Origin of the sequence: Streptomyces sp. NK15101 (genome assembly GCF_020400725.1) — a bacterium.
GTDB lineage: Bacteria > Actinomycetota > Actinomycetes > Streptomycetales > Streptomycetaceae > Streptomyces.
This window is the reverse complement of sequence record NZ_JAINVG010000057.1, coordinates 37,738-49,752: the sequence shown is the minus strand read 5'-3', so window position 1 is coordinate 49,752 and position 12,015 is coordinate 37,738. Positions and strand designations below refer to the sequence as shown.

General features: G+C 73.8%; 8 protein-coding genes. All 8 read right to left on the bottom strand.

What is annotated here, in order from left to right:
• The coding region (locus tag K7G60_RS26435) for an AMP-binding protein (protein ID WP_225803452.1) at positions 1-1,161 on the bottom strand (1,161 nt) is incomplete at its 3' end.
• 43 nt (positions 1,162-1,204) lie between these two features.
• Complete coding sequence (locus tag K7G60_RS26430; protein WP_225803451.1) at positions 1,205-2,221, bottom strand: acyl-CoA desaturase; 1,017 nt, start codon at positions 2,219-2,221, stop codon at positions 1,205-1,207.
• Between the two features lie 35 nt (positions 2,222-2,256).
• Complete coding sequence (locus K7G60_RS26425) at positions 2,257-3,123, bottom strand: SDR family oxidoreductase (protein WP_225803450.1); 867 nt, start codon at positions 3,121-3,123, stop codon at positions 2,257-2,259.
• Positions 3,120-4,436, bottom strand: a complete 1,317-nt coding sequence (locus K7G60_RS26420) for an NAD(P)/FAD-dependent oxidoreductase (protein ID WP_225803449.1) — start codon at positions 4,434-4,436, stop codon at positions 3,120-3,122. Before K7G60_RS26420 ends, K7G60_RS26425 begins: the two co-directional genes overlap by 4 nt.
• A gap of 48 nt (positions 4,437-4,484) precedes the next feature.
• The gene (locus K7G60_RS26415; RefSeq protein ID WP_225803448.1) at positions 4,485-5,540 is read right to left on the bottom strand and encodes an AfsA-related hotdog domain-containing protein; all 1,056 of its coding nucleotides are present in this window, start codon (positions 5,538-5,540) and stop codon (positions 4,485-4,487) included.
• Positions 5,537-6,910 carry an NAD(P)/FAD-dependent oxidoreductase gene (locus K7G60_RS26410; protein ID WP_225803447.1) on the bottom strand — a complete coding sequence of 458 codons (1,374 nt, stop codon included), beginning with the start codon at positions 6,908-6,910 and terminating at the stop codon, positions 5,537-5,539. Before K7G60_RS26410 ends, K7G60_RS26415 begins: the two co-directional genes overlap by 4 nt.
• A complete protein-coding gene (locus K7G60_RS26405; RefSeq protein ID WP_225803446.1) occupies positions 6,907-7,923 on the bottom strand; it encodes a 3-oxoacyl-ACP synthase III family protein in 1,017 nt (338 codons plus the stop codon). Before K7G60_RS26405 ends, K7G60_RS26410 begins: the two co-directional genes overlap by 4 nt.
• Positions 7,905-12,014, bottom strand: coding sequence for a type I polyketide synthase (locus K7G60_RS26400; protein WP_225803445.1), 4,110 nt, complete (start codon positions 12,012-12,014; stop codon positions 7,905-7,907). Before K7G60_RS26400 ends, K7G60_RS26405 begins: the two co-directional genes overlap by 19 nt.
• Position 12,015 lies beyond the last annotated feature (1 nt).

Sequence of the window (12,015 nt, the reverse complement as noted above, 5' to 3'; positions counted from 1 at the left end):
GCGGGGGCCCGGCCGGGCGGGGGCCCCCGGGTCCCCGGGCCCCCCCCCGCCGCTCCCCGCCAGGACCGACACCCCGGGCAGCGCCACACCGTTGGAGACCAGCCGGGTCGCCTTCGGGTGGTCGGGCGCCACCTCGACCACCGAGCCCTCGACCAGCGCGGGGCCGTCGAAGGCGAGCGCCTTCGGTGCCCGGGCCCACGGCTTCCCGGTCACCGCGAGCGTCGCCTCGGCCATGCCGTACGCGGGCTGGAACGCGGTGTCGGACAGACCGAACGGCCGGAACCTCTCCGTCGCCGCCGCCAGCGTGTCCCAGTCGACGCGCTCCGCCCCGATCACGGCCGCCCGCAGCTTCAGCTCCTTGGGCAGCGTGCCCCGGCCCTGCGCCCGCGCCGCGAGGTACACGGCGGTGCTCGTGCCGGCCGTCATCGTCGCCTCGTACTCCGACATGTCCCGGAACCAGGTGCGCGGCGCCATCCCGAACCGGTCGGGCGAGGACAGCACGAAGTCGAAGTCGTACGCCCACGAGTACAGCAGGCAGCCGAACATGCCCATGTCGTGGGAGAGCGGCAGCCAGGAGGCGACGGTGTCGGCGCCGGGGCGACCGCCGGTCAGGTGCAGGATGATCTGCAGCTGCTGTTCGATCGCCCGGGTGGTCAGCGCGCAGCCCTTGGGGGTGCTGGTGGACCCGGACGAGTACTGGACGAACGCCACGTCGTCCCGGCCCGGCGTGCTCGGCTCGATGCGTCCCCCGCCGCGCAACGAGGCCCAGCCGCGCACCGGCAGCTCCTTGCCGAGCTCCACCGGGACCATCGCGGTCAGCCAGTCGTCGACGAGCAGCAGCGTCGGGTCGAGCCGCGCCGAGAGAGCCATCAGCTGCTCGCCGTACGCCTGTTGGCTCTGGCCGCGGGTCGGCAGCGGCAGCGAGGCCACCGCGCCGCCGGCCAGCCAGATCGCCAGCAGGCCGCGCACCGTGTCGGGCGTGTTGGTGAGGATGGCGGCGACCCGGGTGCCCGGCCCGACGCCGAGGGTGCGGAGCCCGGCGGCCATGCCGTGGGCGTCCCTGACGACCTCGCGCCAGGGGGTGTGCTCGAACCGCTCGCCCGTCCACTCGTGCAGGACGCCGTGCGAAGCCCCGTTCGTCAGGGCGTGGAAGAACTCCATGAACGTGATCCCCGTCTGTTCGTCTGCTCGTGCGGTGGCCGCGCTATTCGACGTCCACCAGGGAGGCGTCGGCCTCGCGGACCTCGCGGCGGCGCTCCGCCATCGGCGCGATGTTCTGCTGGGTCTCCAAGAGTTCCCGCTTGTCCTGGGAGGCCGCGTGGACGCGGCTGACGCCCGCCTCCCGCATCTCCATGCGGTCGGGGTCGATGCGCACGACCTTCCAGGCGAGGCCGGTCTTCTCCAGGCTCCAGATGAGGATCGCGGAGAGGTCGATCTCGTACCACTTCATGCCGTGGCGGGCGGAGCGCGGGAAGGCGTGGTGGTTGTTGTGCCAGGCCTCGCCGAAGGAGGGGATGGAGAGCCAGGCGACGTTGCGCGACTGGTCGGTCGTCTCGAAGCGGCGGCGGCCGAAGACGTGGCCGACCGAGTTGACCGCGTAGGTCATGTGGTTGATCAGGAAGATGCGGACCAGGCCGCCCCAGAGCATGCCGGTCAGGCCGGCCCGCCAGTCGCCGCCGGTGAAGGCGTAGGCGAGGAGACCGGGCAGCACGATGCTGGAGACGGTGACCAGGACGAGGTGCTCGCTGAGCCAGCGCAGCGGCTTCTCGCGCACCAGGTCGGGGCAGTAGCGCATCGGGTCGGAGCTGAGGTTGACGTCGAACAGCCAGCCCAGGTGGGCGTGCCAGAGACCGGCGACCGTGCCCTTGAAGCCCGGCTCGAAGTCCAGGTGCGGGCTGTGCGGGTCACCGGGCTTGTCGGCGACGCGGTGGTGCTTGCGGTGGTGGGCCGCCCAGATCAGCGGCGGTCCCTGCCCGGCCATCACCCCGGCGGTGGCCAGGGCGACGCGGATGGGCTTGTACGTCTCGAAGGAGCGGTGGGTGAGCATCCGGTGGTAGCCGGTGGAGATGCCGAAGCCGGAGATCGCGTACATGATCACCAGGACCGCCACGTCCGACCAGCCGAAGATCTCGTTCCACAGCAGGGCCATCGCGCCGAACACCGCGACCAGCGGTATCAGCGACGCCCCGAGGATGAACCAACGGTGTTTTATGCCGTCCATGTGACTGTGCCTCTCGCTTGCGGAAGTCGGGCGTCTTACGGAAGTCGGGCGTACCGACCAGGGGTGGATGCGGGAGCGCTCCGACCACGGGTGGATGCGGGAGCGCTCCGGGCGCTGCGGAAGAGGGGCAGCAGCACCGAGCGCAGCACGGGGAAGAGCAGGGGGCGCGGCGTGTGCCGGCCCGCGAGGTACTGGGCCTTGGCGACCGGCCCGGGGACCACCAGGCGGCGCCCCTGCGCCAGGCCGCGCAGGCCGGCCTCGGCGACCCGCTCGGGCGTCAGCCAGGCGAGGAAGCTCCGCTCCTGGAGCCGTGACATGCCGCCCACGGCGTAGAAGTTGGTGCGCACGGGGCCGGGGGCGAGCAGGGTGCAGGTCACTCCGGTGCCGCGCAGTTCGACGTGCAGGGACTCGGCGAAGGTGTTGGCGAAGGCCTTGCCGGCCGAGTAGGTGGCCGCGGTCGGCACGGGCTGGCAGCCCGCGGTCGAGCCGGTGACCAGGATCCCGCCGCGCCGCCGGGCCAGCATGCCCGGCAGCAGCGCCTGGGTGAGCGAGTGCAGCGAGACGACGTTGACCTGGACCTCGGCGCGCTCCTTGGCGGGGTCGTTCTCGCTGAACGGGCCGCAGGTGGGGAAGCCCGCGTTGGCGCAGAGCACGGAGACCGGCTGCCCGGCCAGCTCCTCCTCCAGTGCGCGCCGGGCGTCCGGGTCCGCGAGGTCGCAGGTCCGCACGTGCACCGGTACGCCGTGCCGGTCGCGCAGTTCCTCGGCGATCCGTTCGAGCGTGTCGGTGGAGCGGGCCACGAGCCACAGCCCGTACCCCCGGGCGGCCAGGCCCCGGGCGAGGTGCTCGCCGATGCCGGAGGAGGCACCGGTGACCACCGCCCAGTCGGCCGGGCCGGTCACGCCGCCGCCCGCGCGGGCACCGAGGGCGAACCGAGGTGGGCGGCGAGCCGGCCGGCCGCGGCACGGCCGGTCCGGGCGCACGCCTCGAGGGACACGCCCTGGATGTAGTCGCCCGCGAGCTCCAGGCCGGCCAGGCCCTCGACGCCGTGCCGCACGTCGGCGAGGAACTCTGCGTGGTACGGGAGGTAGCCGCTGTAGGCCGCCTTCCAGTGCTTGACCAGGAGGTTGACGCGCTCGGCGCGCGGCGCCCCCAGGTACTTCACCAGCCGGTCCTCGGTCTCACCGGTCAGCCGGTCGATGTTCTCCGGGCTGAGGTCGGTCAGACGCCCCTCGCGCCCGCTGTACGTGTAGCGGACGATGTGGCGTTCCTCCATGCCGTACGAGCCGGCGTTGCTGCACGGCCCGTCGTCCATGGCGAGCGCGCGCACGTCGTGGCCGAAGACGGGCCGGTCGTACTCGACGAGGACCACGGTGGACGGGAAGTAGTTGACGTCCATGAGGCGCCGGGCGAGCGCGGGCCGCGCGGAGCGGACGATCCCGGCGGTCGCGTGGGCCGGGGTGGCCAGCACCACGCCGTCGTAGTCGCTGGTCCGCGCGGGTGCCCCGCCCTCGGAGACACGCAGCCCGGTGACCCTGCCGTCGCGCGTCTCCAGGCCCTCCACGGTGGCGCCGAGCCGCACCGGGACCCGCTTGGCGAACGCTTCCAGGACCGGCTGGATGCCACCGGACAGCTGGTCGTAGTGGTCCATCAGCATCGACAGGTTCGTGCCGAACGAGCCGGGGTAGACCTCGTCGGGCTCGGCCCCGTTGTTGCGGATCACCATGGGCCGCACCAGCATGTCCGTCATCTCGCGTCCGAAGAACGCGCTGAGCGGGGCGTGGTCGTGGCGCCGCGAGACGCCGCTGAAGTAGCGCGAGCCGAGGAAGCGGTTGCGGTCGTCGGCGCGGATCCGCGCCGCCATCGCCGCCATCCGCGCGAAGTCACGGGCCGAGCCCATGCGCCGGATGTTCTTCAGGGTCTGGCTCCGCCGCTCGCTGTCGAGGGTGAGGATCTCGCCGTCCTTGATGCGGGACGCGTTGTAGCCGAAGGACTCGTACGCGTCCACGCCGAGCTCCGAGGTGAACCAGCGGAACGTGTGGTAGCGGCGGCCGATGTTCTTCCCGCCCGTCATCACCGGTCGGTCGCCGAGCCTGTCGAGGCCGAAGCGGCCGCCGAGGACCCCGTCCGCCTCGATGAGCTCCACGTCGTACCCGAGGAGGTCGAGGCGGAGCGCCGCGGTGAGGCCGGAGACGCCGCCTCCCACGACCGCCACGCGCCGCCGGTTCCTTGCGCTTTCACCAGTGTGTGCAACTGCCATGGATCAGACTCCGTGCGCTCGCGTTCTCGATGGGGAAAGGGGAGCCGCGTCGGGAAGCAGCTCGATGCGGCCCTCGACGACCGGTTTGCCGAACTGGCGCAGGACCACGGTCACCGGGACGCGGCCGTCCGCGCCTGGGGCGCCGACCACGGCCTCGTGGACGAGGTCCGCCTCGAATTCGGCGAAGTCCAGGAAGGCCGCCTCGCAGCCGACGGTGAGGGCGTGCGGACCGGCCGCGCCGGTCCGGCAGGCCGCGACCAGGGCGGCCTGCCGCATCGCCTCGACCATCAGGGGACCCGGCACGTGGTCGTACTCGTGGTCGAAGAAGGCGGGGTGGTGCGGGTCGGCCGCCGGCAGGAAGCGGAACACGCCGTCGTGGGGCACGGCGTCCTCGGGCGCACCGTGCTCCGGCAGGCCGATGACGACGTTCCGCGGGTTCTCGCGCCCCACCAGGCCGGGGTCGAGCCGCCGCACCGGGGTCCTGCGGGCTTCCGCCACCGGCTTGCGCGCCCGCTGGAAGGCCCGGAAGATGTCGTAGTCCTCCTGCGACATGAAGGCCAGGACGGCGCTCAGGGTCATCGCCCGGCGCCCGCCGATCTCCATGACGCCTTCCAGGACCATGCTCACGACGTCGGAGCCCTTGCCCTGCCGCTCGGCGACCCGGTAGTGCACATAGCCCTGGAGCGCCGACGTCCCGTCGTGGGCGTACGCCTGTGGGTCCGCCACCCGCAGAGTGATCCGCTGGAGGCTGAAGGGCAGCCCGACGGGCACCCCGACATGGCGGTGCAGCAGCACGAAGATGGACTGCCGCGCGGCCTCCGCCGACGCGAACGGGTCGTGGAATCCGGCCTGCCGGTCCGACCACAGGCTGTGGGCGCGGGGGATCTGGAAGGAGAGGTGGAAGTCCTCCTCGGACCCCTGCGCGGAGTCGGTGACGAACACCTCGCCGACCTGCCGGCGGTGGGCGAGGGAGCGCGGCACCGTCTGATCGAAGGCCAGCTCGACGCCCGGGGGCGGCAGTTGACCGCGTGCGGCGGCGAGCGGGGTCGTGCGGGTCATCGGCTCAGCTCCGGTTCTGGGGTGTCCTGCAGTACGGGGCGCGGCGCCGGGCCGCTCTGGAAGACGGGCCTGCGCATCGCGTTCCTGCGCCGGATCTCGGTGGACGCGAGCCGCCCGAGCTCGCCGAGCGCGGCGCGGCGCCGGCCGGGGGCGCGCAACAGGTGCCCGCCCGTGGCGCCGAGCACCCGCGCCGGGGTGAGGACGTCCAGGACGGAGGCGCGGTGGCTCAGCAGGTTCAGGACGCCGTCGATCCTGCCGCGCGCGTGCAGCCCGCCCACGACCCGCGGGACGATGCCCGCGATCGGTCCGGCCACGCCGAGGTCCGCGGCCAGGCCGTAGTACTCGGCGTACGTACGGTCCCGCCAGCGGCCGAATCCGGCGACGGCGCGGTCGAGCCCGACGCTCGACCCGATGGCGTCGCCGACCGCGTCGGCGAGCCGTTCCGCCTGGTGGAAGGCATCGCCGATGCCACGGCCGCCCGCCGGGTCCTTGAAGTGCCCGGCGTCGCCGAGCAGCACCCAGCCGGCGCCCGCCGCCTCGCGGAAGTAGCCGAAGAAGCGCCGGATGCCGTAGATCCTGCTCGCCCTGGTGGCTCCGGAGAGGGCCTCGGCGATCGGCGCGCAGCGCAGCGCGTGGGCGCGCACGTTGGCGTCGAGGTCGGCGCGGAAGCTCTCCCGCTCGTGCTGCTGCGGGGAGACGCCCACGATGTAGAGGCCGTTGTCGGCGGGGCCGCCCAGCATGTGCCGGTCGCCCCAGCGGTGGAAGACGAACGTCGGCTCCGGACCGGGGTCGGCGCCCTCGAAGTACGTCCAGTAGTAGCTGCGTTCGCCGGGACTCACGTGGTACATGCGCGCCCCGCAGGCCTCGGCGACCTTCGAGTTCCGCCCGTCCGCGCCGACCACCAGGCGCCCCCGCAGCCGCGACTCGACGCCGCCCGACACGGTACGGACGCCCGTGACGCGACCGCCCTCACGGATCACGCCGACGACCCGGGTGCCCAGCCGCACCTCGGCGCCCGACGCGCGTGCCTCGTCCACCAGGACCGGGTCGAGGACCTCGCGGCGGATGCACGCCGCGCCGCCCGCGTCGCCGGGCTCCTGCGGGAACGCGGCCCGGCAGCGGAACTCCTCGAGACGCATGTCGACGTGGCTCATCGTGGTGACCCCGGCCGCCCGCAGCCTGTCCATCACGCCGAGGCGGTCCAGGAACGCCAGGGAATCGGCCTGGAGGATGTTCGAGGACAGCGTCGAGCGGATCTCGGCGGCCTGGTCGAGCACCACGACCCGCAGACCGCGGCGGGCGAGGAGGGCGGCGAGCGTGGCCCCGGCGCAGCGCGCGCCGACGACGATCACGTCGAACTCCACGGTCATGAGGCGCCGTTCCAGCGCACCGCCGCGGCGGCCGCGAAGTCGCCGGCGTGCGCGAAGCCCGACATCACCACGAGGTCGCCGTCGCGCAGCCGCCCGGCGCGGGCCGCCCGGTCGAGGGTGACGGGTACGGCGGCTCCGTACAGGTTCCCGTACCGGTCGAAGGTGTCCAGGTGCCGAGCCTCGTCCAGCTTCAGGGCCTGGCGCCAGTTCTTGAGGAAGATCCGGTTCGGCTGGTTGGTGACGAGCACGTCGATGTCGGACGGCAGCTCGCCGAGGTCGGCGCAGAGTTCGCCGACGAGCTCGGGCACGAGGGTGTTGCCGCGCTGGAGGATCTCCGCCGTCTTGTCGGCGGCGAACCCGATGTCCATCTGGCCGTCGCCCGGCTCCCAGTACTTGCGCCCGTCCGTGGTCTTGATGCCGAGGTCCACCGCGTACGCGGGGATGCTGCGGGTCCGTACACCGAGGATCGGCGAGCCCGCACCGGCCTCCAGATAGGCCACCCCGCAGCCGTCGCCGGGGATCGGCGCGTGCGACAGCCTGCGCACCTCGGACTGGGCGAACATCTGGCCCGCGGTGTTCTGCACATTGGCGATCAGCGCGGTGCGCGCCGCTCCGTCGGCCATGATCTTCCGGGCCAGCGAGAGCATGTACGGGAACGAGGCGCAGCCGCCGTTGTGCAGGTCCACGATCCACTCGGGATCGATGCCGAGGGCGTGCGCGGCCTGGGCGCCGACGCCCATGAACGGCTCGTCCGGCAGCAGCACGTTCGTCAGCAGCACGTCGACCTGGCCCGCGGGCTCCTTGCCGAGACGCTCGAAGACCGGCCGGGCCGCCTCGGCGATCATGTCGGCGGCCCGCTCGCCGGGGGCGACGTGGTGCCGGGTCGGGGGCACGCGGAACAGCGGGGCGTTGGCGAGCGGGTCCACCGGGGCGTTCTCGTCCAGGAAGAACTCGGGCCCCACCACGTTCTCGGGCAGATAGCTCCCGAAGTCGACTATGCCGACGGGCTGCATGACAGTTCCTTTCGAAGCCAGTCCTCGACGGTGTGCGCCGTGTGAGCGGCGTGCTCCTCGAGGAGCGAGAAGTGGTCGCCGGCGACGGGCGCGACGGTGTCCGCGGCCTGCCAGAGCCGCCAGTCCGCGCCGTCCGGCGCGTCGGGACCCCGCTCCGCGGTCAGGAGCAGCGCGGGCGCCCTCAGCGGGTCGGCCGCCCAGTCGTCGAAGAGGCGCAGATAGCCGCCCATGGCCAGTACGGCGTCGTCGTCGACGCCCCCGGCCGCGCCGTCCCGGTCGAGGATGCGACCCATCGCCCAGGCGAACACCGCGCGCTGCTGCGCGGGTTCGGGCTCGTACGTGTCGATCAGGACGACCCCTTCGACGGGGTGCCCGGCGCGCTCCAGCGACGCGGCGGCGGCATGCGCGAGGGCGCCGCCGATGGAATGCCCCGCGAGGACCAGCGGGGCACCGGCCGCGGCACGCAGGGCGGCCGCGGCCAGGCCGTCGACCGCCGCACGCCAGGAACCGGGCAGCAGCGGCGAGGCGCCCAGGCCGGGCAGGGTGAGCGCGGACATCCGCGGCCGGCGGGTGAATCCGGCGGCGAACCGCGCGAACTGGTGCGGGCCCGACCCGGCCAGGAAGGACGGGACGCAGACCACGGCGGGCCGGGCGGGCCCTTCGGAGACCAGTACGGATTCGCCCGCGCCCGCGGCCCGGTCGGCCGTGGAGAAGACGGGCCGGTCCGCGGAGGCCGCCCGCAGCAGCGGTACGGCCTCGTCGAGCCGGCCTCGTCGGTGCAGGTCCTTGAGCAGGTCGGCGGGGCTGCTCGGGGCGGTCGGGGTGCTCGGCGTGTTCGGAGCGAGCGGGTCGGCCGGGCCGCTCGGTGTGCTCGGGGTGAGCGGGTCGGCGGTACCGCTCGGGGTGTTCGCGGTGCTCGGTGTGAGCGGGTCGGCCGGGGCGCTCGGGGTGAGCAGAGGCCTCAGGTGCTCGGCGAGGGCCGCCGGGGTGGGGTGGTCGACCAGGAGGGTGGCCGGGAGGTCGAGACCGGTCACCGTGGTCAGGCGACGCTGGAGGCGGACGGCGCCGAGCGAGTCGATGCCGAGCTCCAGCAGCGTCAGCTCCGGGTCGATCCCTGCGCCGTCCTCGTAACCGAGCACGAGGGCTGCCTGGGTGCTGACCAGCGCGAGCACGTCCCGCTCCTGGTCCGCCCGCCCCGGCCCGTCCCCGTCCGGTGCGTCCCCGTCCGGTGCGTCCCACGCGCCGGGAGCCGCGGTCGTCCGGTCGTCCGCCGACGGGCCGGGAGCCGTGTCCCGTACGGTCTGCGGTACGTCGATCCAGTGGCGGCGCGGCTGGAAGGCGTACGTGGGAAGGCTCACCCGGCTTGCGGCGTCCCGGGGGAGGAGAGCCGCCAGGTCGCCGCCCCGGCCGTGCGTGTGCAGCTCGGCGAGCGCCGTCATGAGCGCGGCGGGCTCGGGTCCCCGCCCGTCGAGGGCGGTGGCGAGCACCGCGGAGCCCGGTTCGCGCAGGCAGCGCCGGGTCATCGCGGTCAGCACGCCGCTCGGCCCGAGCTCCAGGAACGCCGTCACCCCCGCGTCCTCCAGGCGCCGTACCCCGTCGTGGAAGCGGACGGGGCGCTCCACGTGGCGGACCCAGTAGTCGGGCGAGGCCAGGGTCGCTGCGTCGGCGACGTTCCCCGTCACGTTCGAGACGATCGGCACGGTCGGCGCGTGATAGCTCAATCCGCTTGCCACGGAGGACAGTTCGTCGAGCACGGGCCGCATCAGGGGCGAGTGGAAGGCATGGCTGACCCGCAGCGGGCGGGTGCGGCGGCCCTCCTCCTGCCAGGGGCGCAGCCAGTCCGCGAGGGCGTCGGCGGCACCGGACACGACGACCGATCGGGGCCCGTTCACGGCGGCCACGGCCAGCCGTCCCTGATCGCGCAGGCGCTCCAGGACCTCGTCCTCCGTCGCCTCCACCGCGACCATCGCGCCGCCCTCCGGCAGGGCCTCCATGAGCCTGCCGCGAGCGGCCACGAGAGCGCTCGCGTCGGCCAGGGACAGGACCCCGGCGACATGCGCGGCGGACAGCTCGCCGAGCGAGTGGCCCATCAGGAAGTCCGGCGTGAACCCCCAGGACTCGACGAGCCGGTAGAGGGCCACCTCAAGGGCGAACAGCGCCGGCTGCGTCCAGCCCGTACGGTGCAGCAGCTCCGCCTCGGGAGTGCCCTCGGGGGCCTCCATCACCTGGCGCAGAGGCAGCTCCAGATGCCGGTCGAGCTCGGCGCGGGCCGCGTCCAGGGCGTCGGCGAACACCGGGTGGGCGGCGGCGAGCCCGCTGCCCATGCCGGCCTGCTGGGAGCCCTGCCCGGAGAAGAGGAAGGCGGTCCTGCCGGCCCGCGCCGCCACGCCCATGACGGCGTTGCCGGGCAGTTCCCCCGCGCCGACCGCGGCGAGTCCCGCGAGGAGTTCGGTGCGGGTGGTGCCGATGAGGGCGGCGCGGTGGTCGAAGTGGGTGCGGGTGTGGGCGAGGGCGGCGCCGATGTGGGTGGGGGTGGCGTCGGGGTGTCGGGTGGTGAGGTGGGTGTGCAGGCGGTTCGCCTGGGCGCGCAGGGCGGTGGGTGTCTTGGCGGAGAGCAGCCAGGGCACCACCGGCGGGGCCTCGGGCTCGGCCGGGGTGCCGGGCTCCGGCCGGGTATCGGGATCCGCCACGACGACGTCGGTGTCGAGCGGTGCCTCCTCCACCACGACGTGCGCGTTGCTGCCGCTGATGCCGAACGAGGACACCCCGGCCCTGCGGACACGTTCGCCGCGTGGCCACGGGACTGCCTCGGTCAGCAGGGAGACCGCGTCGCCCGACCAGTCGGCCTTGGGCGTGGGCCGGTCGACGTGCAGGGTCCGGGGGAGCGTCTCGTGGCGCAGTGCCTGAATGATCTTGATCAGTCCGCCGACGCCCGCGGCGGCCTGGCTGTGTCCGATGTTGGACTTCAGCGAGCCCAGGCGCAGGGGCTGTCCGGTGGGCCGGTCCTGGCCGAAGACGGCCGTGAGGGCGTCGATCTCGATGGGGTCGCCGAGCGTGGTGCCGGTGCCGTGGCCCTCGACGGCGTCGATGTCGCCGGGGCGCAGCCGTGCGGCGGTGAGGGCCTGGGTGATGACGCGCTGCTGGGAGCCGCCGTTCGGGGCGGTCAGTCCGTTGCTGGCGCCGTCCTGGTTGACCGCGGAGCCGGTGATGACCGCCAGGACGCGGTGGCCGTTGCGGCGCGCCTCACCGAGGCGCTCAAGCACGACCACGCCGACGCCCTCGCCCCAGCCGGTGCCGTCGGCGGCCTCCGCGTACGAACGGCACCGGCCGTCCGGCGAGAGCGCGCGCTGCCTGCTGAACTCGGTGAAGACGCCCGGTGTGGACATCACCGTCACGCCGCCCGCCACGGCGAGCGCGCACTCGCCCCGGCGGAGGGCCTGCGCCGCCAGGTGCACGCTCACGAGCGACGAGGAGCAGGCCGTGTCCACGGTGAGGGCCGGACCCTCGAACCCCAGCACGTACGAGACCCGACCGGAGAGCACGCTGCCCGCCGAGCCGATGCCCCAGTAGCCTTCGAGATCCGCCGGACCCGACCGCGCGAGCTGCGCGTAGTCCTGGCCCGTCGTCCCCACGAACACGCCCGTCCGCGAGCCGCGCAGACGGCCCGGGACGATGCCCGCGTCCTCCAGGGACTCCCAGACGGTCTGCAGGAGCAGCCGCTGCTGCGGGTCCATCGCCAGGGCCTCGGTGCGGCCGATGCCGAAGAACTCCGCGTCGAACTCCGTCGCCCCCTCCAGGAACCCGCCGGCCCTGGCGTACGTCGTGCCGGGGTGGTCCGGGTCGTCGTGGAAGAGCCGGTCCAGGTCCCAGCCCCGGTCCGCGGGGAAGTCCGTGACCACGTCGCGCCCGGCGGCCACCAGGTCCCACAGCCCGTCGGGGGAGGTCGCGCCGCCCGGATAGCGGCAGGCCATGCCCACCACCGCGACCGGCTCGTACGCGCGCTGCTCGGCCTGCTTCAACTGCGCTCGGGTGGACTGGAGTTCGGCGGTGACGCGCTTGAGGTACCGCAGGGTCTTGTCGTCGTCCGTCATG

Excerpts from the sequence above, each read along its gene's own strand:
- K7G60_RS26430 (WP_225803451.1), bottom strand. The coding sequence starts at position 2,221 with ATGGACGGCATAAAACACCGTTGGTTCATCCTCGGGGCGTCGCTGATA.
- K7G60_RS26415 (WP_225803448.1), bottom strand. The coding sequence starts at position 5,540 with ATGACCCGCACGACCCCGCTCGCCGCCGCACGCGGTCAACTGCCGCCC.
- K7G60_RS26410 (WP_225803447.1), bottom strand. The coding sequence starts at position 6,910 with ATGACCGTGGAGTTCGACGTGATCGTCGTCGGCGCGCGCTGCGCCGGG.
- K7G60_RS26405 (WP_225803446.1), bottom strand. The coding sequence starts at position 7,923 with ATGCAGCCCGTCGGCATAGTCGACTTCGGGAGCTATCTGCCCGAGAAC.
- K7G60_RS26400 (WP_225803445.1), bottom strand. The coding sequence starts at position 12,014 with ATGACGGACGACGACAAGACCCTGCGGTACCTCAAGCGCGTCACCGCC.